Source organism: Acinetobacter sp. YH12021 (assembly GCF_013420145.1).
Classification (GTDB): Bacteria; Pseudomonadota; Gammaproteobacteria; order Pseudomonadales; family Moraxellaceae; genus Acinetobacter; species Acinetobacter towneri.
The window spans coordinates 328,501-350,398 of the sequence record NZ_VOYT01000001.1 but is presented as its reverse complement, the minus strand read 5'-3'; the positions used below and the strand labels follow the sequence as shown (position 1 = coordinate 350,398).

The window sequence follows — 21,898 nt, the reverse complement described above, 5'->3', positions numbered from 1 at the left end:
CCGTATTTATGAAAAAACTGACTCAAGTCGAATTTAAAGAACGTCGTGATCAACTTGCAGAACTGATGGGACCCAATAGTGTCGCAATTATTGCAACCAGTCCTGTGGCAATGCGTAATCGTGATGCAGATTATAAATATCGTGCCGACAGCAGTTTTTTCTATTTAACAGGTTTTGCTGAACCTGAAGCAGTTGCGGTGATTGAAACCTATGAATCAATTGATGAAGGTTATACCTACACGTTGTTCTGCCGTGAACGTAACCGTGAAATGGAAATCTGGAATGGTTATCGCGCAGGTTTAGAAGGTGCAATTGAGCTGTTTGAGGCAGATGAGTCTTTTGCAATTGCGCAATTAGATGCAGAAATCATCGCCAAAATTGTCAATAAAGACACGTTGTACTATCGCTTGGGGCATCAGACTGAATTTGATGTACGTGTTGCGGCATGGAACCAACAAGCTGATGCACAACATCGTCAAGGCAATACTGCACCTGCCAAAATTGTTCAGTTAGATCGTTTGCTGGATGAAATGCGTTTGCATAAAACTGAGTCTGAATTGGAACTGATGCAAATTGCTTCAAATATTAGTGCAGAAGCACATACTCGTGCCATGCAAACAGTAAAAGCAGGCATGATGGAATATGAGCTAGAAGCTGAACTGAATTACATTTTTGGTAAAAATGGCTGCGTACCTGCCTATAACAGTATTGTCGGTGGTGGTGAAAATGCCTGCATTTTGCATTATGTCGAAAATGACAAAGTGCTTAAAGATGGCGATTTAGTCCTGATTGATGCAGCCTGTGAATATCAGTGCTATGCCTCAGATATTACCCGTACTTTTCCCGTGAATGGTCAATTCAGTCCAGAACAAAAAGCACTGTATAACATTGTATTGGATGCGCAAATTGCAGCAATTGAAGCTGTACAAATTGGTAACTCCTATAAAGAACCACACCATGTTGCGGTGCGTATTTTGGTGCAAGGTTTGCTTGATCTAGGCATTATGCAGGGCAATTTAGAAGAAATTATTGCTTCGGAAAGTTATCGCCAGTTTTATATGCACGGTACAGGGCATTGGTTGGGCATGGATGTGCATGATGTCGGCAGCTATAAACACGGTGAAGACTGGCGTGTTTATGAAGAAGGTATGGTGGTGACCGTTGAACCGGGTCTATACATTGCACCCGATGATGAAACGGTAGATGCTAAATGGCGTGGTATAGGTATCCGTATTGAAGATGATATTGTTGCGACTGCGAACGGGCCATTGAATCTGACTTCAAAAGTGGTGAAAACCGTAGAAGAGATTGAAGCATTGATGGCAAAAGCTAAATCTGCTTAATTGGGTCTAATCAAAGCTGGTCAAGTGATCAGCTTTTTTATTAGAAAGCGCGTGTAAATTTTGAGTATGTAAATAATTTTTAGTCTTTGATCCGCTTTTTTGCTTCATCATAAACAATGTTATCAGCACGCTTTCCAACGGTAATGAGCAAAATAACGACCTGATCATCTTTGACCTGATAAATAAGTCGGACACCCGCTTTTAATAATTTGATTTTATAGCAGCCAGCAAGATCACCTTTAAGCATGTTCTTTGGAATATGTGGCTGCTCAATGACTTTGGCTAATTTTTTCTTGAATTGGTCGCGGATAGCACTCGGAAGCTTTTCCCATTCTGCAGTGAAGTCCTTATGACGTAAAAGATTATAAGTCATCTAATGTGACTTCCTCGAACATCTCTTTAGGATCATTCATGCGTTTACGGACGAGTGCCAATAGTTCTGCATCTTCTTCTGAAAGCAATACTTTTTGTACAGGAAGTTTTCCAGTCGTTGCCACATATTCAAGAATATTGGTGAAGAAATCGGTAGGTGAAATACCTTGTTCTTTAAGAATAGAATAAGATTTTTCTTTAAGGGCTTCATCGACCCTGAAATTAACAGTAGCCATCACTTTTCTCAGTTATTGAATGTATGGAAATATTGTAATGCAATATGCATTACAAAGATAGTTTGTATAATAATCATTATGTGAGATCATTTTTATCATTGAGCTTATTTCAAAATTGATCATCAGCCATCAATAATACTAAGTATTGAATTTATCTTCTCTTGTGTCATACATGGCTCGGAGCAAGAAGATGAGGGACTAATAATTATAGTTTGAATTGGACATTTGCAAGAAGTCTAATCATCTTCCATAGCTTCAACACTAATTCATTATAAAAATAAATGACTTTGCGGTAAGATAAAATCCATTACAGATTATACGTATTTCGATTGAATCTTTTGAAGTCGAATACCTCATAAAAAGGATCAAGGCATGCAACAAGAAGTGATCATTGTAGGCGGTGGTATGGTCGGGCTAAGCTTAGCCTTGATGTTGGCTAAGTCAAACATTGCAGTGAAGTTGCTAGAAGCGATTCAATACCCCAATTATGACGATGCCAGCCTTGCGCCGTATCATTCCAGTTTTGATGCACGTAACAGTGCCTTGTCGCGTCGCAGCGTACAAATTTACCAAGAGCTAGGTTTATGGGATGCCTTGCAAGAACATGCTACGCCTATTTTAGAAGTTCAAATTACCGAACAAGGTAGTTTTGGCAAGGCACGTTTATTGGCCGAACAAGAAAAAGTCGAAAGCTTTGGTCAGGTGATTGAAAATGCATGGTTAGGTCGGGTGTTACTGACCGAAGTGCGTAAACAACCTTTGATTGAATTGATTGATGGTGTGCAGGTCAGCAGTCTTAAACAAGATGCAGATTTTGCCTATATTAAAGCGGTACGTGGTCAGGAACAATTACAGCTTGCTGCCAAACTACTGATTGCTGCCGATGGTCGTGATTCTTTCTGCCGTAAAGCCTTGGGCATTGGTGCATCGGAACATGATTATGACCAAGTAGCGATTGTGACCACAGTGCAAACCTCCAAGCCGCATGCGCATGTGGGTTTTGAGCGTTTTAGTCATTTAGGGCCTTTGGCGTTGCTGCCCCTGCCAGGTGAATATCGCCGTTCTGTGGTGTGGCCTGTGCCAAAAGGGACAGAACATGAATGGATTGGCGATGAAAATGATCAACACTTTTTAAATGCCTTGCAACAAGCCTATGGTGACCGTGCAGGGAAGTTTGAAAAAACAGGACGTCGTTTTAGTTTTCCATTGTCACAAGTTCTGGCAGAAAAACAGGCGGTTGGTCGCGTTGTACTGATGGGTAATGCAGCGCATACCATTCACCCAGTCGCAGGGCAGGGCTTTAACTTGTGTATGCGAGATGCTTACGTATTATTGCGTTATCTCACCGAACAGGCGGCACAGTCAGCAGATTTAGGCGATGCTGCAATGCTGCGTGACTATGAACAATCGCGTTTGAAAGATCAACAGCGAGTCATTAAATTCTGTGACAGCGTGGTACGTGGATTTAGCAATCAAAACCCAATCCTGAAATTTATGCGTAATACAGGCTTAGTCGCGTTTGATACCATTCCAGGCATTAAACCTTTGGTCGCCAATTATGCCATGGGGTTAAAAGCATGATCACAGCAAATCAACAAACGCAAGTGTTAGATGTCGTCATTATTGGTGGCGGCTTGGTGGGAGGCTTAACTGCACTTTTATTGGCACAAGGGGGTGTGCAGGCTACAGTTTTAGATGCCGCACCTATTTTAGATGCAGAGAAAACCCTTGCAGTTGCCAATCCGCGTGTATTGGCTTTAAGTCAGGCCACCATCCACCTGTTAAAAACAGTCAATGTCTGGTCTAAACTGGCGCGACATATGCCGTATAGCGGCATGCAGGTTTGGAATAAAAATGGCTATGGCGAAATTAACTTTGGGGCAAGTAACGAACGTACACCCGCTATTGAGCAGGCTCTGGGTTCAATGGTCGAGCCAAGCATTTTAAATCTAGCGATTCAGCAGCAAATGTTGCAACAAGTGCAAGATTATCGAACGCAAGTCAAAGTGACCCGTTTAGAGCGTGGTGTTGGCGTTTGGCACATTTATTTGGCCGATGGTACACAATTACAGACTAAGCTAGTCATTGGCGCAGATGGTGCTAACTCCTTTGTGCGCGAACAAGCCTTTATTGATTTTGATGTGTTGGATTATCGTCAGGCAGGTCTAACCTGTGCAATTCGTACTGCGCAGCCGCATCAGCATGTTGCACGTCAAATTTTCTTAGAAACTGGCCCTTTGGCCTATTTACCGATGGCAAGTTTACACGCCGAGCAGGAAGGGCATTGGCAGTCGATTGTTTGGACTTTGCCTGATGATTATGCCGAAGAATATGCCAAACTGAATGATGAAGACTTTACCCAACTTTTGACTCGTGAAAGTCATCACATGCTCGGGGAAGTCTTAGAGGCAACCCCACGTGCTATTTTCCCACTGAAAGCACGTGCAGCGCAGCGTTATGTGCAAGAGGGGCTGGCACTTATTGGTGATGCCGCGCATGTAATTCATCCGCTTGCAGGGCAAGGTGTGAATATTGGTTGTCTCGATGCAGCCGTGCTGTGTGATGTATTGTTGCATGATTTCAAACGTGGCGTTTGGGCGCATGAGCAAACCCTAAAGCGTTACGAGCATCGTCGTAAAGGACAAAATGATGCCATGATGCATAGCATGTCTGCGATTGGCTGGATGGAAACCACCACTTTATTTCCTGTGGTGTGGGCACGTAACTTTGGTTTAAAACAGGTGGAACAACAGCCTGCGTTAAAAGATGCCTTTATGGCACAAGCCAATGGATTAAGTCTGCTTAAAGACACACGCTACGAGGTTTAAAGAAAAACAGTCGTTTTTTGAACGGTCATACATACCTGATTACGAATTTGATTAAAAAAGATACGTTTTTTTAAATCTAGACTCTATGCGAAAGGCCAAGAGATTGCTAAATTTCATCGTAATTCATAACCAGTTTTCACTTGGACTAAATTGAAGTCATTTGTGGGGAGATTAAGATGACGGACATGAACGATTACGATGATGTAGAAGATTCAACTGTAGACGAAGATGAAGCGAAAGCGGCTGAAAAAGGTGCTGCAGATTCAGAAGAAGGTGCTGTAGATGGTGATCTTGCAGAAGCAGAAACTCTCACTGTAACTGCCAAACTGAAACAGCGTCAGGCATTGGAAGATGAAGTGGCTGCATTTTTGGCACGTGGCGGAAAAATTACCGAAGTACCGCCAGATGAATCTGCACGAGACTAATCTGTTGCATTTGCTTGCCGAACTTGTTGATTGAATTTATTCGTTGAACTGTTGAGTGAGTTAGGGCGGGATGCTTACTATGCAGGCTGCTCTAATGTTTATCACTTCAAGATAAAAAAGCATCACCTTGTATAAAGGGTGATGCTTTTTTTATGCGCGATGATCGTCATCACTGTTATTGCTCAATCGGCTTATTCAGCTGCTTGGCTTAATTCCAACGCACGTTGATAGGCAATTTTCTTTTTAATCCCTGTTAGATCAGCCGCCAATTGTGATGCTGCTTTTACCGATAAATCTTGCAACAAACGCTGCAATAATAGATCTAATTTTTCTTGTTCCATGTTTTTTTCTTCGCTCGCTCCCCCCACCACCAATACAATTTCACCTTTTTGTTGATGATGATCTGCTGCGATAAATTCAGCCAATTCACCTAAAGTCATTTTTTTAATGGTTTCAAAGGTTTTGGTGATTTCACGGGCAAAGCCAACAGGGCGATCTGCACCAAACACGGCAGCCATATCTTTGACTGAATCTAAAATTCGATGTGGTGCTTCATAAAAAATCAGGGTTTGGGTTTCATCTTTTAGCTTTTCAAGTTGTTGTAATCGCTGTGACTGTTTAGAAGCGAGAAATCCCTGAAAACTAAAGCGATCACTTGGTAAGCCAACCGCACTGAGCGCTGCAATGGCTGCACATGCACCCGGCACAGGAATCACACGAATACCATTGGCTTGTGCTGCACGAACCAGTTTAAAACCTGGGTCGCTAATCAGTGGTGTACCTGCATCGCTAATGAGCGCCATGTCTTCGCCATTGAGTAATTTTTGGACTAAAATATCAATCTTGTTACTTTCGTTGTGTTCATGGCAGGCTGTAAGCGGAGTTGAAATATTAAAATGTTTCATTAATTGTGCAGAGGTGCGGGTATCTTCAGCGGCAATTAGGCTGACCGATTTGAGCACATCAATTGCACGGTAGCTCATATCATCTAAGTGACCAATTGGGGTAGCAACAACAAATAACTGGGCACTCATTGAGTTTTCTCCGTGGGAAATAGCAAACTAAAATAAAATGATGGAACACGAAACAACAGCAGTATTGGCTTGCGTCTGATACAAGTTACAGACCAAGCGCTTATTCTACCTGAATTGCAGTCTGGCGTGTGAAACTCGCGTCATCGCACTTCAGCGAATACTACGATTGCGCACCATAACAAAATAAAAAAAATCGGATATAGCATGAATCAAAAAACACTGCAGCAAAGCATTGGCACATGGGCAGAGCAGACGGCTTGGCAATATTTACATCAACACGGTTGGCGTATGCTGGAGCAGAATTATCACAGTGTTTTTGGTGAAATAGATGGTATTTTTATTCAAGCAGAACAACTGATTTTTGTAGAAGTTAAAGCGCGTTCGCAAACTGGCTATGGCAAAGCCTACGAAGTGGTGTCTGCATCTAAGCAGCGTAAAATTATGAAAACCGCCATGCAGTTTTTAACAGAATATCCACACTATTCAGAATATTATTGTCGTTTTGATGTGATTTGCTTTGATTTTTCTCGGCAATTTGCAAAAACAGTACAGCAAGACTTTTCCAAATTCCCGTATGATTTGCAATGGATTGAAAATGCTTTTACTTTTGATGCAGACTTGATTAATCTTTGAGTGAAATTTAAAGCAAAAGCATCAGTCGGTGTATTGTTGATCGTGCAAATCTAAGGATGAAATGCACAGCACAAGCCAGAATTGAAAGAAAATAATAGGAGTCTTGCTGAGTGTTCAAGCGTATTGCAGTGACCTTGCTGTGTGTAGCAAGTTTATCGGGTTGTGCAAGTTTTATTTCAAGTGGCACAGGCACTGCGCCAGTGGGTACAGAAAGTGGTGCACGCTCACTTGGGCAAGTGTTTATAGATAACTCTATTGAACGTACTGCAAAAATTAATTTATATAAACTGGATTCACGTTTTAAACAATCACGTGTCAATATAGAAAGTTTTCATGGCAATGTGTTGTTGACAGGGCAAGTGCCTGACGCGCATTTAAAACAGTTGGCAGAAGACAATGTGCGTGCCATGAGTGATGTAAAAACCATCCACAATTATATTACAGTGGGTAATCAAATCAGCTATAGCACCATTATGCAGGACACCACGGTTACTGCAAATACCCGTGGTTTGATTATGAAAGCACCTGTGGTGTCAGACAGCAAAGTGCGTATTCATACCGAAGATGGCGTGTTATATGTGATGGGACGTTTGAACAATGCAGAATTGCAGGATTTAAACCAAGTGCTACAACAAGTGGGCAATGTCACTAAAATTATTACCCTAATTGATAATATTGAGCTACAGCCGAGCAACAACGCGAACTTTGTCAGCCCAATGGTTGCTCCAGAAACACAAACGCCAGTCGCGATTGACCCAGATCAGGTTGAACCGACACATGTTCAATAATGTGGAACACTGGTTTAAACAACTGAATAAAACTTTAGAACAGGCGAAACGTATTTATGAAGAATTTCGCCTGTATAGTTTGGGCAGCTATGCGCTGAACCGTTTAACCCCACGTCAGGGTTATACCGTTCAAAGCAATATTGCTTATGGTTTACGTGCGCGACATCGTCTGGATTTGTACCGCACTACAACACCACGCCCGCAGTGTCCACTCATGGTGTTTGTGCATGGTGGGGCATGGTCACGTGGCGATAAGCAGGATTATCGCTTTGTGGGTGAAGCTTTTGCAAAAGAAGGCTTTGACGTTGCGATCATTAACTATCAGCTTGCGCCACAGCATATTTTCCCCACCTATATTGATGATTTAACCTTGGCGTTGAATTATTTGACTCAGCATCAACATAAATTGGGTATTGCAACTGCACAGGTGGTCTTGATGGGACATTCGGCAGGGGCATTTAATGTGATGTCTTTGTTATACCATCCGCAGCCTTATGCCTTAAGCTGTAAGAATCATATCCGTGCAATTATTGGTTTGGCAGGGCCTTATCATTTTGATTATAAAGATGACCCGCTGTGTGCCGATGCTTTTGATCAGGATGTACCGTATCAGGATGTGATGCCGTACTATTTTGTTGAGCCGAATCCAGTTAAACACTATTTACTGGTGGCAGAAAAGGATCAAATTGTCGGGCCAAGCAATGCCACTGACTTCGACCACGTGTTAAAGAAATACGGCAATCATAGTGAAATTATGGTCATTCCAAGAACAGGGCATGTCAGTGTCATGGCATCGGTATCTAGTTTGTTTAGCCGTTTCTTTGCGACCAAGACTCAAATTATGCGAGCTTTAGATCAGGCCCTTGAAGATGAGTTATATTGATTGATCTTCAGCCTAGTGTTTGGTTGAGTAGCAATAAAAAAACCGTTGCAACAAATTTGTGGCAACGGTTTTTGTATTTAGGATAACAGCAGACTTACAGCCAAGCTTTGGTATCATCTGCAACAGCAGTGCCTTGCGTCACGTGCATAATCATGGCGTGTGCAATACTGCCTTTAAAGGGAATTTCAGGCAGTTGATCAAATTTAAAGAACTGCGCATCACGAATTTCTTCTTCTTGTAACTGAATTTCACCGCCTGCATATTCGGCTTTAAAAGCAATCATCAGATTACTTGGGAATGGCCAAGGCTGACTGGCTAGGTACTGAATATTTTTTAGTTGCACGCCAACCTCTTCAAAGGTTTCACGACGTACTGCTTCTTCTAAGGTTTCACCCACTTCTACAAAGCCTGCAATGAGGCCATAAATTGGCTGTTTGTTGCGTGCATTGCGCGCCAGTAGTACTTCGTCTTCACCGCGAGTAATGACAGTAATCACACATGGATTGACACGTGGGTATTGATGATAGCCGCAAGCAGGGCAGACCATGGCATATTGAGTCGCATGTACTTCAGTTTTGTGACCACAATGGCTGCAGAATTTATGATTACGACGCCATTCCAGTAACTGGATGGCACGGCTGGCTTGCTCAAATTGCTGAGTGTTCCACAGTTGCAATAACTGTCGGATAGGAATTAATTGAAAGCCATTCGGGATTGGTTCATCTTCGAGGAGGTCTCGGGCAATCACTTGATCGCCCGAGCTAAAGCTTAAGTCACTTGCCAGTTTTTCCACACGGGGTAATTGGAAGTTTTCATCGACCAAAAGTTGTTGTTGCTGAAAAATATATGCAAGTGAGAGTTCAGTCATTAGGCTACAGTTTTTAATTTTTCACTACTGTTCAATGCTACCTTAAACATGCTGTGCAGAACAGGCTGTTTGTTCTTTAAATTGTCAATCAGCATATCTGCGCTGGCAAGTGTATCCAAGATGTGGTTGACTTGTTCTGCAGTTAAGTTCTGACCTGCTTCAACTTGTGTTTTTACAAAATCGGCAGAGACTTTCAGGGCTTTTTGACCACTTTCTGCATTTAAGAACAACATTGCACCCGCAACCTCACGAATTTGAGCAGAAGTATGCTCCAATTCTGCAATGTTTTGACTTTGCAAATGCTGAGTCAGGGTTTGCGTAATCAAATCAATCAGTAATTTGGTTTCGGTCAACAAGGCTTCATGCGCTTCATCTAAACGATCTAGCGAAATATTCATGTTGTTGACGCGCAACTGCAAGCGACTAGAGGTGTGATGACGTTCAAGCACACCAATTGAGTTCATGGCAGATAAAATCACGTTCATTAATTGCTGAGCAAAGTTTTCATCTTTAAGCAATTCAGGACGGCTTAATGATTCTGCCTGACGCTCCAAGTCTTGATTGGCTTCATTTAAGTTCAGTACTTTAAATAAGTTCGCCAACTCTTTTAACTTGCTTTGTAATTCCTGTGTTTTTTCAGGACTCATGTTTTGGTAGTTGTATTCAATGTCATTGCGAATCTGTGCCATTTCTGTGGTCACTAGGTCGCTAATGGTATGCATGGTGTCAAAATCTGGACCATATAAATGACGGCTGAATACTTGGAGCTGCATGTCGGTGAGTAAGTCTTCACCAATATTCATTTGACTGCGAATATGTTGAGAAATTTCATCTTCTTGACTAATACACAGGCTCAACACATTCGCAAGATCAGACAAGCTGGCGGTAAAGCTTTCTGGCGTAGCAAAGTATTGACGCATATTGTGCTCAATACTAATAAAAGTACGCAAACGTGGCTCATTCAACAACAAGTTATCAATATGGTTAAAGGCAACGTGTACTAAGCCCCAATATTGCTGACTCGGATGTTGTTCTGCCAAACCTGCCAAATACGTTCCTACCAGTTTAATCGCTTGAAGATCCATGGCAGATTCTTCTTGCTTGAGCAGCTTATGTAATGACAGTTTATATAAGCGATGCACATAAGCCGACTTTTCTAAAGAAGGCACTTGCGGCAATTGGAAACTTGGAGTGATGCAGTCCAATAAAGTTTCAATATGCTGACCTTCCTGAGTCAATGGTTTACCCAATGCCAATTCTAAACGGTTTAAAGTGTCGAGTAGGAATTGTGGAATTTTAACTTCACGTAGGCAAATAAACTCAATATAACGCTTGAGCATGGTGGTGCCTTCGCTAAGTGCAATGACTTCCAGCGTGTTGATATTGCTTGGATTCCCCATAATTTTACGCATCAGCTCTGCTGAGTATTGCGCAATTTTTGCCAAGCTTTCCATATCAATTAAGGCTAAAACCTGAGCACACTGTTCAAACTGATTCAGTGCATCATCAATCCCAAAAGGCAAAGTTTGATCTTCTGCTAAGGTGCTTACTGCGGATTCAACCAGTTTGATAGAATTATCAACCTCATTTTTTATTATCAGTAAGGCAGTTGGATCAAAATGTATAGAGGTTTGGTAAGACATGGATCTGCACCTTTCCTAGTGTTTTATCTGTTTGTTGGTTCTTTGCAAAATACACAAAGTCCTATTTGCTTTAACTATAACTGAACTGGCAAATCTTTAAATACATAAAATTACAAAACTCGTAGATTTTATTTGGCAAAAAAGCAAGGTTTACCGTGTTTTTCTTCAAATTGTTTGACCCAATTCTCATGTGCAGCCAATTCTTCTTCTGATGGCAGAATCACAGCAAGATCAATATCAATGCTTAAACGATCACTTTGACGTTGCTGTTCTTCGCTTGCAGACAGAGCATCCATATCAAAGGCGACTTGTCCGCCCGTCATTGCCAAGTAAACATCGGCTAGAATTTCAGCATCTAGTAATGCGCCGTGGAACGTACGGTCACGCGCAGGAATTTCATAGCGTCTGACGAGCGCATCGAGTGAGTTTTTTTGCCCAGGGTGTTTGTTTTTTGCCATCAGCAATGAGTCCGTTACGGTACACACGTCTGATAAATTGCCCAAACCTGCACGACTGAACTCCATATCCAAGAAGTTCATATCGAAGGTAGCGTTGTGCGCGATAATTTCTGCACCTTTAAGATACTGATACAGCACATCGGCAATTTCGGCAAATTTGGGTTTGTCTTTTAAGAACTCATCTGAAATACCGTGAATGTTTTCTGATTCACCGACCAATTTCTCAGGCTGAATATAAATGTGGATAGAGCTGCCCGTGAGTTTACGGTTAATCATTTCTAGTGCACCGACTTCAATAATTCGGTCACCATCTTGATAGTAAAAACCTGTGGTTTCGGTATCCAGAATCAGTTGGCGCGGGCCGTGTAGCTGCATTGTGGCAGGGGTGACCACAATATGCGGATGCGATTGAGTTGTGTTCACTGCGTCAACGCGAGCTGATGGATTGGTTTTTTCTACTTCAGCTTCGTCTGTGATTGTTGATTCAGTTGCAGGCACGTTCTCTGCTGTTTCAAGTTCCGTGACAGTTGTCTGATGAGTTTCCTGAAGCGTATTTTGAATATCTTCTGTTTCAGCCTCGGCATCAGCGCCCATTAAATCAAAACCAAAGGGGTCATCTAACAACCAGTCAGATTCCGCTTTTTTTTTATCATGTTCTGCTATGTCTACTGCCGATGTGATTAAGGTTGCATTGAGGGTTGGGTTTGAGTCTGCGGTTTTTAACATTTTGCTGACTTGATCTGCACCCACATTGGCGAGTTGATCTGCCATTTCATTGCCTACATGTCCTGCATGACCTTTAATCCAGTGCCATTCAATTTCACGCCCTTGACAGGTGGCATCTAATTTTTGCCAAAGGTCAGGGTTTTTGACATCTTTCCAGTTTTTCTTTTTCCAGCCGTGAATCCACTCGGTAATGCCTTGTTTGACGTAATTGGAGTCAGTCCAAATAATCAGCTTGGCATCCATTGGGCAAAATAAAATGCCTTCAATCGCTGCAGTCAATTCCATACGGTTATTGGTGGTTTGAGCTTCGCCACCATATAATTTATGTTCTTCTTGTTCGGTAACAATATACGCACCCCAGCCACCCAAGCCAGGATTACCACGACAAGCACCATCAACATATAAAGTGATTGTTTGAGACATAAATCAGATCCGCAGGTTGTGCAAAATAAATCAAAATGAAAAGCTATTGTATATCGCAAATTCGGTTTAGACGTGTAAATCCTGTCTATTTTTTAATTTCTTGTAACATTTATAGACGAAACGCGCTAAATTAATGCCTTGTGTCGTTGTCTAGCTCTACTACAATGGCAAGTCTAAAAAATAATTTATATACGAGTTGTTTGGATTTTTTTATGTATAAACCAACCACGCGCATGTGGCAGCCGACTTTACCTTCATTTTTAAAAATTACAGTTTTAGGTTCAGCATTGGCTGCCCTTGGCTTGATGACGGGCTGTAGCTCGACGCAGGGTGCGAGCAAGCCACTCACTTCAAGTCAGGTCGGTTCGGGTTATTTAGATGCCAGTACTTTAGATGGTCTGGAAGATTTACTCTCTGCAACCGATATGCGCGCGGTAGAAGGTGACCGTTTATTAATTTTAAAACACGGTGATGTCTGGAAGCGTATGACCGTTGGTTTCAAAATGGATTTAAACCATTGGAACCCACGTATTGAAGCGCAGCGAGGCTGGTTTATTTCACGTCAACCGTATTTGGATCGTTTAAGTGCGCGTGCGTCACGTTATTTGTATCACACGGTTAAAGAAGCTGAACGTCGTGGTATGCCAACTGAATTGGCGTTGTTACCTGTGATTGAAAGTTCCTATGACCCTGCAGCAACCAGTAGCGCAGCTGCCGCAGGTTTATGGCAGTTCATTCCAAGTACAGGGCGTATTTACGGCTTAAAACAAACTTCGATGTACGATGGTCGCCGAGATGTCGTGGAGTCGACTCGTGCTGCCTATGAGTTTTTGGGCAGTTTGTATAATCAGTTTGGTTCTTGGGAATTGGCATTGGCGGCTTATAACGCAGGCCCGGGTCGTATTCAACAAGCCATTAACCGCAATAAAGCTGCAGGTTTACCAACCGATTATTGGTCTTTAAAACTGCCGCAAGAAACCATGAACTATGTGCCGCGTTTCTTGGCGGTAGCACAAATTATTAAAAGCCCGCATGCTTATGGCGTGTCTTTACCCCCAATTGCCAACCGTCCACACTTCCGTGAAATTAATGTGGGCGCGGTGAATTTAAATGATGTGGCCAATATTACCGGTCTCAGCCGTGCCGAACTGTATTCGCTTAACCCTGGACATCGTGGGGATCGGATTGATACCCAAAGTCCAATGCGTATTTTGATTCCTGCAGATTTAAGCCCAACAGTCGATGCACGATTGAAAAAACTACAAGGCGGTGGCGGTTTATGGGCAAGCAATAACAGCAACACACCATCGTTTTCATATTCTGGTGTGACCATTACACCATCTAAATCTGAGCCACCTGCGTTAACGACCAGTACAACAACCAGAACGACTACAGGCAAGCCTGCTGCCTCTACGGCAGTCACAACTACCACTACACCAAGCACGGCATCGACTACAGCCAGTGTTTCAAAACCAGCAACGACTACGCCTACACGTTTGTCACGTACCCCACAAGGTTCGGACGCTTTGGCAGCATTTGCTGCGGGTAGCGATATTCCAAGTGCGCCGCGTATTCCTGTTGCTGTTACACCTGCTGCCAATATTCAGCCTGTGCGGATTGAACCACCAATTTCCAATACTGAGCGTGAGCAAATTCTTGCAGCAGTGCAGGCAGAAGGTAGCAATAAAACTGTAGAAGAAGTGTTGCAGCCTGTGGCTTCTAAAGCAGAACAAGAACAACTTGTGGCTGAGTTAAAACAAATTGCGCCTCAAGGCACTGAAATTGTTGATCCATACGATGGAAAAATTAAGCTGACCGCTATTCAGACCAGTCTGTCTGTTGCAGAGCAGCAAGGTAAAGAATTAACCAAAGGTTTTGCTTACCCGAAAAGTGTGGCAGAAAATACGCGCCTAGATTCAGAAGAAGCAAAGCGTAACCAAGGTAAGAATTATGTGCGTACGGAGTCTGAAGTGCTGGTCGTACCACCAAAAGGCAAACGTACCACGTACACCGTGTTAGCGGGGGACACCTTGGCCAGTATTGCCATGAAAAATGGCTTGAACTGGCGTGATATTGCCAAGTGGAACCAAATTGCTCCAGATGCAACTTTGTATGTGGGCACCAGTATTTATTTATACGACGCCAAGCCACAAGTTCAGGCAGAGCCTGCTAAGCCAAAAACCATGCCTGAGCAATACGTGGTGCAAGCCAATGATACCTTAACAGGTGTCGCCAGTCAGTTTGGTTTAACTGTAAAACAATTGGCAGATTTTAATAACTTAAGCACCACCAGTGGCTTATTTGTAGGGCAGCGTCTAAGTTTAAAAGAAACGGCTGCATCTAAAGCCAAAGCAGAAGCCGACAAAAAAGCTGCAGAACAGGCTGCAAAAATAGCAACCAAAACTTACATGGTGAAGCGCGGCGAATATTTAAAACTGATTGCAGACCGTTATGCCTTGTCAAATCAGGAATTGGCTGATTTAACTCCAGGTTTAAACGCGAACAGTAGCTTATTGGTTGGGCAACGCATTAATGTGCCTGTAAATGAAGTGACTGCACAAAAAACGGAAGCGAGCAAAGCTGAAGCCAGTAAGTCAGAAACAAAAGCAGCAGAGCCAAACTATCCGACTGAAAACTACCAAGTACAGCGTGGTGATACTTTATCGAGCATTGCCAACCAAGCCAAAATTTCTTTGGCAGAGCTCGCCAGTTTAAATAATATAAGCACGCAAAGCGGTGTGCGCATTGGTCAAACCCTCAAAGTGCCTGCAGGTGTCAATGTGCCTGAGCGTTATACGGTACAACGTGGCGATACCTTATCGGCGATTTCGACAAAATATAATCTCAGCCAAGACTATATTGCAGACTTAAACAATCTAAGCCGTAACAGTGGTTTAAGAGCAGGACAAATTCTTAAACTCACGGGGGATGTTCCTGAAAAAAAAGCCCAAGTTGAAGCTGTGGCTGAAACCACCAATGATATTCACGTGGTCAAAGCAGGGGAAACTTTAAGCAGTATTGCGCGCCAATATAAATTGCAATTGAATTATTTGGCAGAGCTGAATGATCTTTCACGTACTGCCAATGTCCGCATTGGACAACGCTTAAAAGTCGATGCCAGCGCTGCAAAAAATGAAGTAAAAACAGAGGTCGTAAGTGCTGCGAAAAGCAGCAGTAGTAAAGCCACCGAAACTTATACCGTTAAAAGTGGTGAGTCTTTAAATTCGATTGCCAGCCGTGTGGGTGTGTCGGTTGCAGAATTGGCGAGTTTAAATAACTTAACGCCACGTTCAGGTTTACGCATTGGACAAAATATTCAAGTTCCCAAAACCGTAACTGAATATAAAGTGAAACGTGGGGATACGCTGATTGGCTTATCCAGTCGTTATGGCATCGACACCAAAGCATTGGCAGATTTAAATGATATGCAGCCAAATACTCAATTGCGTATTGGCGATGTGATTAAAGTCCCGAATCTGTAAAGTTTAATCCTGAGGATGTCATGTTTTGACGGCATCCTCAGGAATACTGCACAAGGAGCTGTGTGCATGTCATTTGCCATAAAAAAGACACATCAATATCTGGGCTGTATTTTAGGTTGTGTGGTCTTGCCGCAGTTTGGATGGGCTGCGTTACAAACCACGCCCTATATTGCCGTACATAGCCAGCCTCAGTATGTGGGGCGCTCGGCTATGCCTTATGCCAACCCGCAAGCGCCCAAAGGTGGCGATTTAATTCGTGCCAGTAATGGCACTTTTGATAATTTAAATGACATGAATGGCAAGGGCAGCTCAACCGATGGGGTGAGTTTTATATTCGATTCACTCATGAGCAGTTCTTTAGATGAGCCGGGGGTGATGTATCCCTTACTGGCAGAAAAAGTCAGCTATGACCCCAAGCAAACTGCATTTGTCATTTTTCATTTAAATCCTAAAGCTAAATTTAGTGATGGCAGCCCAGTTACAGCAGATGATGTGAAATTCAGTTTTGATGCTTTTCAGACCAAGTCTAATCCAGGTTTGCAAATGTATTTATCCGATTTAGATAAAACCACGGTCTTGTCTAAGCATCAGGTTAAAGTCAGTTTTAAATCCACTAACAATGCAGAAATGCCGCTGATTTTGTCGCAAATGCCAATCTATTCTAAAAAAGACTGGCAAAAGCGTGACTTTACCCGCATCACACTAGAACCGATTTTAGGTTCAGGGCCGTATCTTATTGAGCGGATTGATGCAGGGCGCAGCATTACTTATAAGCGTAATCCAAATTATTGGGGCAAAGATTTACCCGTAAATAAAGGGCGCTATAATTTTGACCGCCTGAAGTATGTTTATTATCGCAATCTGGATATTGCCTTCGAAGGGTTTAAGTCGGGGCAATACACGTTGCATGAAGAATATACCGCACGAAAATGGGTCACTGAATATCGTTTTCCTGCTGTGAATGCGGGCATGGTGGTCAAGCATAAATTTCAGCACCAAAACCCAATTCCGACCCAAAGTTTTGTTTTTAATACCCGCAGACATGCGTTTCAGGATATTCGTTTTAGGCAGGCTTTAACCTACGCTTATGATTTTGAATGGCAAAACAAAGCCTTGTTTTATGGGCAATATCGCCGTTTGCAAAGTTATTTTTCTAACAGTGAATTAGAAGCCAAAGGCACACCTTCAGCCGCAGAATTGTCTGTTTTAAAACCCTATTTGGCCAAGCTGCATCCTATTCAACGCCAAGGCGTATTGCAAAATTGGCAGTATCCTGTGACTGATGCCAGTGGCTTTAACCGTAACGGCTTGCTTAAAGCCCGTGAATTGCTTTTGAAAGCGGGTTATCGTTTTCAGCAAGGTAAATTGGTCGATGCCAAAGGCAAAGCCATTCAAATTGAATTTTTAATTCATCAGGATGGTTTGCAACGCACATTAGTGCCTTTTGTGCGCAATATGAAACGTCTGGGCGTTACGGTAAATATTCGGCATGTCGATGTGCCGCAATATATTGAACGCATGCGCCGTGCCGATTTTGATATGACCACCAGTGTCATGCCGCAATCTTTAAGTCCAGGCAATGAGCAAGCACAGCTTTGGAGTAGTGCTGCCGCAGATCAACCAGGAAACTATAATTACGCAGGCATTAAAAACCCAGTAATTGATGAAGTGGTACAACAGTTGATTCGTGCGCCTAATCGTGAACAATTGATTGTGCGTACCAAAGTTTTGGATCGTTTATTGCGTGCGGGGTATTATCAAATTCCAACCTATGGCAAAGGTGAAAACTGGTATGCCTATTGGAATATGTATCGTCAGCCCGCCATCAAACCTAAACTATCGGCAGGAATTGATTATTGGTGGAGCGATGCGGCCCAAGCCAAGAAAGTTGCACATTATTTACGTCAACAATAACGATTTTAAAACTCAAGCATGACAGTGTTTGCGATAAACCAGAACATTGCCAAAAGGTAAGTACATGGGCACATACATACTCAAAAGATTGCTCCTGATTATTCCAACCTTGTTTTTCATTTTATTGATTAACTTTGTGGTGATTCAAATTGCACCGGGCGGTCCAGTCGAACAGGCGATTCAGCAAGCCGAAGCCTTTCAGGGCATGGGGGCGACAGGCGGTGAAACTGCTGCAACCTCCAATAGCAGCGATTATCAAGGTGCTAAAGGTTTAAGTGATGAAATGGTCGCAAAAATCGAAGCGCAATATGGATTCGATAAACCTGCACATGAACGCTTTTGGCAAATGCTCACCAGCTATGTGCAGTTCGATTTTGGCACCAGCTTTTTTAAAGATAAACCTGTGACCCAATTGTTATGGGAAAAATTACCTGTATCGCTATCTTTAGGTTTATGGAGCACCTTGCTGATTTATTTAATTTCTATTCCTTTAGGCATTAAAAAAGCCCGTCAGCATGGCTTGTTGTTTGATAAAGCCACTTCTATTTTGTTGGCGATTGGCTATGCCATTCCTGCGTTTGCCTTTGCTATTTTACTGATTGTATTTTTTGCAGGCGGTTCATATTTTCAGTGGTTTCCTTTACAGGGTTTGGTGTCTGAAAACTTTGCTCAATTGAGTCTGTGGGGAAAAATCACCGATTATTTTTGGCACATGACTTTGCCTTTATTGGCGATGGTGATTGGTGGTTTTGCAGGGCTGACCTATCTGACCAAATATTCATTTATGGAAGAATTAAACAAACAATATGTGTTGGCGGCACGTTCTAAAGGTCTTACTGAATCGCGTGTGTTATATGGGCATGTGTTTCGTAATGCCATGCTGATTGTGATTGCAGGTTTACCCGAAGCGTTGGTGAGTATTTTCTTTGTTGGGAATTTATTCATCGAAATTATTTTTAATTTAGATGGATTAGGCCTGCTTGGTTTTGAGGCGATTGTACAGCGTGATTATCCTGTAATTTTTGGTACTTTGTTTATTTTTACCTTATTGGGCTTAATTCTACGCTTAATCAGCGATGTGTTATATCAGGTGATTGACCCACGTATTAGTTTTGAATCGCGAGGGGCAAAATAATGTCACCGATCATGCAGGCGCGTGTGCAGCGTTTTAAACAGAATAAATTGGGTTTGGGTTGTTTCATTGTCTTTATCATTATTTTTGTGTTGTCTTTGGCGGCAGAACTGATTGCCAATGATAAACCGTTATTGGTCAAATATGAGCAATCTTTATATCTGCCAGTGTTCAAGGCTTATCCTGAAACGACCTTTGGCGGTGTATTTGAAACCGAAGCAGATTATAAAGACCCAGTGGTGCAACAACTGATTGCAGACCGAGGATGGGCAGTTTGGCCGCTCATTGAGTTTTCTTACCAGACCCCGAATTTAGATTTGGCCGTTCCTGTACCTTCTGCACCAACTGCACAAAATTGGCTAGGTACAGATGACCAAGGACGTGATGTGTTGGCGCGAATTTTATATGGCTTGCGTGTATCGCTGTTATTTGGCTTTGCATTGACTTTTGCATCGGCAGCTTTGGGCATTTTGGTCGGGGCAATTCAGGGCTACTATGGCGGCTGGGTCGATTTAATTGGTCAGCGCGTTTTAGAGGTGTGGGGCGGTTTACCGATGCTGTTCATGGTGATGATTTTGGTCAGCATGTTTACCCCAAGTGTGTATTGGCTATTTGTGATTATGCTGTTATTTGGCTGGACGACACTGGTCGGCTTGGTTCGAGCAGAATTTTTACGCGCCCGAAATTTTGACTATGTCCGTGCAGCGCGAAGTTTAGGCGTAACCGATCGTACCATTATGTTTCGGCATATTTTACCCAATGCCATGAGTTCGAGTTTGTCGCAGTTGCCATTTATGCTAACCGCCAATATTACAGCTTTAACCGCACTGGATTTTTTAGGTTACGGCTTATCGCCCGATGCAGCATCTTTAGGGGAGTTGTTGTTACAAGGTAAAAATAATTTAAATGCACCGTGGTTGGCATTGTCAGGCTTTTTTACCTTAGCAATTGTGCTGTCCTTGTTAATTTATATTGGGGAGGCGACCCGTGATGCATTCGATCCAAGACGTTAATTCTTCAACTGCATCACAGCCTGCAGTATTGCTAACAGTCAGTCATCTGCGTATTCAGCAGCAACAGGTTTTATTGCACGATTTAAACTTTGAGCTGCATGCAGGCGAAACCATTGCTTTGGTTGGTGAAAGTGGTTCTGGAAAATCTATTAGTAGTTTGGCATTGCTGGGTTTATTGCCCGAACATTTACAGGTGCAAGGTCAGGCAGTCTTTGCAGAACAAGATTTACTTCGCCTTAAACCGCAACAATTGCGACAAGTTCGTGGTCAAAAAATTGCCATGATTTTTCAGGAACCAATGACGGCTTTAAATCCGTTGCATCGCGTGGAAAAAATTATTGGTGAAAGTTTATTACTCCAAGGTTGGAGCAAAGAAAAAACGCGTGCCCGGGTGCTGCAATTACTTGCAGATGTCGGCATTCCACAGCCTGAAGAAAAACTAAAGCGTTATCCACATGAATTATCTGGGGGGCAACGTCAGCGAGTGATGATCGCAATGGCGTTGGCACTCGATCCCGATATTTTAATTGCTGATGAACCAACTACGGCTTTAGATGTGACTTTGCAGGCGCAGATTTTGGATTTATTAAAAAGCCTGCAAGTGCGTTGTAATATGGCCATGATTTTGATCAGCCACGATTTGAATTTAGTCAAACACTATGCAGATCGGGTAATTGTAATGAATCAGGGGCGGGTCGAAGAACAGGGCAGTGTGGCAGATATTTTTAATAGACCGCAGCAAGCCTATACCCAAAACTTGTTGAATCATGATTTTGGTGAAGCTTTGCAGGTTGATGAGTTGCCGACCATTTTGGAGTTGGAGCAGGTTGCTGTGAAATTCCCGATTAAACAAGGCTTGCTGAATCGGGTTAAAGATTATGTGGTTGCGGTTGAGCCGTTAAGCTTGCAACTTCCGCAAGGTCAATCTATTGGTATTGTCGGTGAAAGTGGTTCGGGTAAAAGTTCATTGGCACTTGCAATTGCACGATTGATTGAAAGTGAGGGAAAAATTGAACTACTTGGGCAAGATCTGAATCAACTGAATGAACGCCAATTGCGTCCCTTACGTCAGCAGTTTCAAATTGTATTTCAAGACCCGTTTAGCAGCTTAAATCCACGTTTAAATGTGGAGCAAACCATTGGTGAGGGTTTGGCATTGCAACAATTGTCCAAGCCTGAAATCATCCAGCGCATTGATGAAGCTCTAAGCAAAGTGGAATTGCCTGTGAGTTTTAAACAACGCTATCCGCATGAATTGTCGGGTGGGCAACGTCAACGGATTGCATTAGCACGCGCGTTGGTGCTGCGTCCTAAACTGTTAATTATGGATGAGCCGACTTCTGCCTTAGACCGTACCACGCAACGTGCTGTCGTGCAGCTGTTACGCCGTTTGCAGCAGCAAGAACAGATGAGCTATTTGTTTATTAGCCACGATTTGCAAGTGGTGAAAGCACTGTGTCAAAAAGTGTTGGTGCTGCATCAAGCGAAAGTCATGGAATTTCAAGATACTGTACAGTTATTTAGCCATCCGCAAACAGAATATACCCGTCAATTGATTGCTGCCAGTGAGTATTAAACCTTCAATATTTTTAAACAGCTATTTCGGCTGGCTGACTTGTTTTACCATTTTGACAATAAGATTTGTCAAAATGGCATTGACCTGTTCCGAAAAATCTTTAGAGTAAAAAAGACCAATA

At 42.7% G+C, this 21,898-nt stretch carries 18 protein-coding genes; 12 read left to right on the top strand and 6 right to left on the bottom strand.

What is annotated here, in order from left to right; all coding sequences use genetic code 11:
* Positions 1-8: 8 nt before the first annotated feature.
* The gene (gene pepP / locus FTT91_RS01585; RefSeq protein ID WP_154320488.1) at positions 9-1,343 is read left to right on the top strand and encodes a Xaa-Pro aminopeptidase; all 1,335 of its coding nucleotides are present in this window, start codon (positions 9-11) and stop codon (positions 1,341-1,343) included.
* 79 nt (positions 1,344-1,422) lie between these two features.
* On the opposite strand, the gene FTT91_RS01580 is transcribed toward pepP, so the two are convergent.
* Both FTT91_RS01580 and FTT91_RS01575 read right to left on the bottom strand, forming a co-directional pair.
* Positions 1,423-1,716: a type II toxin-antitoxin system RelE/ParE family toxin gene (locus FTT91_RS01580; RefSeq protein WP_004970510.1), complete on the bottom strand. Its 294-nt coding sequence runs from the start codon at positions 1,714-1,716 to the stop codon at positions 1,423-1,425.
* Positions 1,706-1,951, bottom strand: a complete 246-nt coding sequence (locus FTT91_RS01575) for a type II toxin-antitoxin system RelB/DinJ family antitoxin (protein WP_167846138.1) — start codon at positions 1,949-1,951, stop codon at positions 1,706-1,708. Before FTT91_RS01575 ends, FTT91_RS01580 begins: the two co-directional genes overlap by 11 nt.
* Positions 1,952-2,323: 372 nt before the next feature.
* Here FTT91_RS01575 and ubiH point away from each other — a divergent pair, with 372 nt between their 5' ends.
* The 3 genes from ubiH to FTT91_RS01560 all read left to right on the top strand — a co-directional run bounded on the left by ubiH (position 2,324) and on the right by FTT91_RS01560 (position 5,204).
* Positions 2,324-3,532: a 2-octaprenyl-6-methoxyphenyl hydroxylase gene (gene ubiH / locus FTT91_RS01570; RefSeq protein WP_180168851.1), complete on the top strand. Its 1,209-nt coding sequence runs from the start codon at positions 2,324-2,326 to the stop codon at positions 3,530-3,532.
* Positions 3,529-4,779, top strand: coding sequence for an FAD-dependent monooxygenase (locus tag FTT91_RS01565; protein WP_180168850.1), 1,251 nt, complete (start codon positions 3,529-3,531; stop codon positions 4,777-4,779). Before ubiH ends, FTT91_RS01565 begins: the two co-directional genes overlap by 4 nt.
* Before the next feature lie 176 nt (positions 4,780-4,955).
* The gene (locus FTT91_RS01560; protein WP_096902159.1) at positions 4,956-5,204 is read left to right on the top strand and encodes a hypothetical protein; all 249 of its coding nucleotides are present in this window, start codon (positions 4,956-4,958) and stop codon (positions 5,202-5,204) included.
* 191 nt (positions 5,205-5,395) lie between these two features.
* On the opposite strand, the gene rsmI is transcribed toward FTT91_RS01560, so the two are convergent.
* A complete protein-coding gene (rsmI, locus tag FTT91_RS01555) occupies positions 5,396-6,238 on the bottom strand; it encodes a 16S rRNA (cytidine(1402)-2'-O)-methyltransferase (RefSeq protein WP_180168849.1) in 843 nt (280 codons plus the stop codon).
* A 204-nt stretch (positions 6,239-6,442) separates the two neighbouring features.
* On the opposite strand from rsmI, the gene FTT91_RS01550 reads away from it, so the two are divergent.
* From FTT91_RS01550 to FTT91_RS01540, 3 genes are all read left to right on the top strand, one after another.
* Positions 6,443-6,871, top strand: coding sequence for a YraN family protein (locus FTT91_RS01550; RefSeq protein WP_180008691.1), 429 nt, complete (start codon positions 6,443-6,445; stop codon positions 6,869-6,871).
* A gap of 110 nt (positions 6,872-6,981) precedes the next feature.
* The gene (locus tag FTT91_RS01545) at positions 6,982-7,659 is read left to right on the top strand and encodes a BON domain-containing protein (RefSeq protein WP_004972649.1); all 678 of its coding nucleotides are present in this window, start codon (positions 6,982-6,984) and stop codon (positions 7,657-7,659) included.
* Positions 7,649-8,542 (top strand): alpha/beta hydrolase, encoded by an 894-nt coding sequence (locus tag FTT91_RS01540; RefSeq protein WP_180168848.1) that lies wholly within the window; start codon positions 7,649-7,651, stop codon positions 8,540-8,542. Before FTT91_RS01545 ends, FTT91_RS01540 begins: the two co-directional genes overlap by 11 nt.
* A gap of 94 nt (positions 8,543-8,636) precedes the next feature.
* On the opposite strand, the gene nudC is transcribed toward FTT91_RS01540, so the two are convergent.
* From nudC to dnaQ, 3 genes are all read right to left on the bottom strand, one after another.
* Positions 8,637-9,410, bottom strand: coding sequence for an NAD(+) diphosphatase (gene nudC / locus FTT91_RS01535; protein ID WP_180168847.1), 774 nt, complete (start codon positions 9,408-9,410; stop codon positions 8,637-8,639).
* Positions 9,410-11,053 carry a chemotaxis protein gene (locus FTT91_RS01530; protein WP_180168846.1) on the bottom strand — a complete coding sequence of 548 codons (1,644 nt, stop codon included), beginning with the start codon at positions 11,051-11,053 and terminating at the stop codon, positions 9,410-9,412. The genes nudC and FTT91_RS01530 overlap by 1 nt, the downstream gene beginning before the upstream one ends.
* A 128-nt stretch (positions 11,054-11,181) precedes the next feature.
* On the bottom strand, positions 11,182-12,660 hold the full coding sequence (gene dnaQ, locus FTT91_RS01525) for a DNA polymerase III subunit epsilon (RefSeq protein WP_180168845.1): 1,479 nt from the start codon (positions 12,658-12,660) through the stop codon (positions 11,182-11,184).
* A gap of 212 nt (positions 12,661-12,872) precedes the next feature.
* Here dnaQ and FTT91_RS01520 point away from each other — a divergent pair, with 212 nt between their 5' ends.
* The 5 genes from FTT91_RS01520 to FTT91_RS01500 all read left to right on the top strand — a co-directional run bounded on the left by FTT91_RS01520 (position 12,873) and on the right by FTT91_RS01500 (position 21,777).
* Positions 12,873-16,142: a LysM peptidoglycan-binding domain-containing protein gene (locus tag FTT91_RS01520; RefSeq protein WP_180168844.1), complete on the top strand. Its 3,270-nt coding sequence runs from the start codon at positions 12,873-12,875 to the stop codon at positions 16,140-16,142.
* Positions 16,143-16,208: 66 nt separating this feature from the next.
* Positions 16,209-18,056, top strand: a complete 1,848-nt coding sequence (locus tag FTT91_RS01515) for an extracellular solute-binding protein (protein ID WP_004972660.1) — start codon at positions 16,209-16,211, stop codon at positions 18,054-18,056.
* Between the two features lie 64 nt (positions 18,057-18,120).
* Positions 18,121-19,191: a microcin C ABC transporter permease YejB gene (locus FTT91_RS01510; protein ID WP_180168843.1), complete on the top strand. Its 1,071-nt coding sequence runs from the start codon at positions 18,121-18,123 to the stop codon at positions 19,189-19,191.
* A complete protein-coding gene (locus FTT91_RS01505; RefSeq protein WP_179988923.1) occupies positions 19,191-20,201 on the top strand; it encodes an ABC transporter permease in 1,011 nt (336 codons plus the stop codon). Before FTT91_RS01510 ends, FTT91_RS01505 begins: the two co-directional genes overlap by 1 nt.
* Positions 20,179-21,777: an ABC transporter ATP-binding protein gene (locus tag FTT91_RS01500; protein ID WP_180168903.1), complete on the top strand. Its 1,599-nt coding sequence runs from the start codon at positions 20,179-20,181 to the stop codon at positions 21,775-21,777. The genes FTT91_RS01505 and FTT91_RS01500 overlap by 23 nt, the downstream gene beginning before the upstream one ends.
* Positions 21,778-21,898 lie beyond the last annotated feature (121 nt).

What these genes read in the sequence shown, in the direction of transcription:
- FTT91_RS01565 (WP_180168850.1), top strand. Translation starts at nt 3,529, where the DNA reads ATGATCACAGCAAATCAACAAACGCAAGTGTTAGATGTCGTCATTATT.
- FTT91_RS01550 (WP_180008691.1), top strand. Translation starts at nt 6,443, where the DNA reads ATGAATCAAAAAACACTGCAGCAAAGCATTGGCACATGGGCAGAGCAG.
- dnaQ (WP_180168845.1), bottom strand. Translation starts at nt 12,660, where the DNA reads ATGTCTCAAACAATCACTTTATATGTTGATGGTGCTTGTCGTGGTAAT.
- FTT91_RS01560 (WP_096902159.1), top strand. Translation starts at nt 4,956, where the DNA reads ATGACGGACATGAACGATTACGATGATGTAGAAGATTCAACTGTAGAC.
- FTT91_RS01515 (WP_004972660.1), top strand. Translation starts at nt 16,209, where the DNA reads ATGTCATTTGCCATAAAAAAGACACATCAATATCTGGGCTGTATTTTA.
- FTT91_RS01520 (WP_180168844.1), top strand. Translation starts at nt 12,873, where the DNA reads ATGTATAAACCAACCACGCGCATGTGGCAGCCGACTTTACCTTCATTT.
- FTT91_RS01505 (WP_179988923.1), top strand. Translation starts at nt 19,191, where the DNA reads ATGTCACCGATCATGCAGGCGCGTGTGCAGCGTTTTAAACAGAATAAA.
- FTT91_RS01540 (WP_180168848.1), top strand. Translation starts at nt 7,649, where the DNA reads ATGTTCAATAATGTGGAACACTGGTTTAAACAACTGAATAAAACTTTA.
- ubiH (WP_180168851.1), top strand. Translation starts at nt 2,324, where the DNA reads ATGCAACAAGAAGTGATCATTGTAGGCGGTGGTATGGTCGGGCTAAGC.
- FTT91_RS01580 (WP_004970510.1), bottom strand. Translation starts at nt 1,716, where the DNA reads ATGACTTATAATCTTTTACGTCATAAGGACTTCACTGCAGAATGGGAA.
- FTT91_RS01530 (WP_180168846.1), bottom strand. Translation starts at nt 11,053, where the DNA reads ATGTCTTACCAAACCTCTATACATTTTGATCCAACTGCCTTACTGATA.
- nudC (WP_180168847.1), bottom strand. Translation starts at nt 9,410, where the DNA reads ATGACTGAACTCTCACTTGCATATATTTTTCAGCAACAACAACTTTTG.
- FTT91_RS01510 (WP_180168843.1), top strand. Translation starts at nt 18,121, where the DNA reads ATGGGCACATACATACTCAAAAGATTGCTCCTGATTATTCCAACCTTG.
- pepP (WP_154320488.1), top strand. Translation starts at nt 9, where the DNA reads ATGAAAAAACTGACTCAAGTCGAATTTAAAGAACGTCGTGATCAACTT.
- rsmI (WP_180168849.1), bottom strand. Translation starts at nt 6,238, where the DNA reads ATGAGTGCCCAGTTATTTGTTGTTGCTACCCCAATTGGTCACTTAGAT.
- FTT91_RS01500 (WP_180168903.1), top strand. Translation starts at nt 20,179, where the DNA reads ATGCATTCGATCCAAGACGTTAATTCTTCAACTGCATCACAGCCTGCA.
- FTT91_RS01575 (WP_167846138.1), bottom strand. Translation starts at nt 1,951, where the DNA reads ATGGCTACTGTTAATTTCAGGGTCGATGAAGCCCTTAAAGAAAAATCT.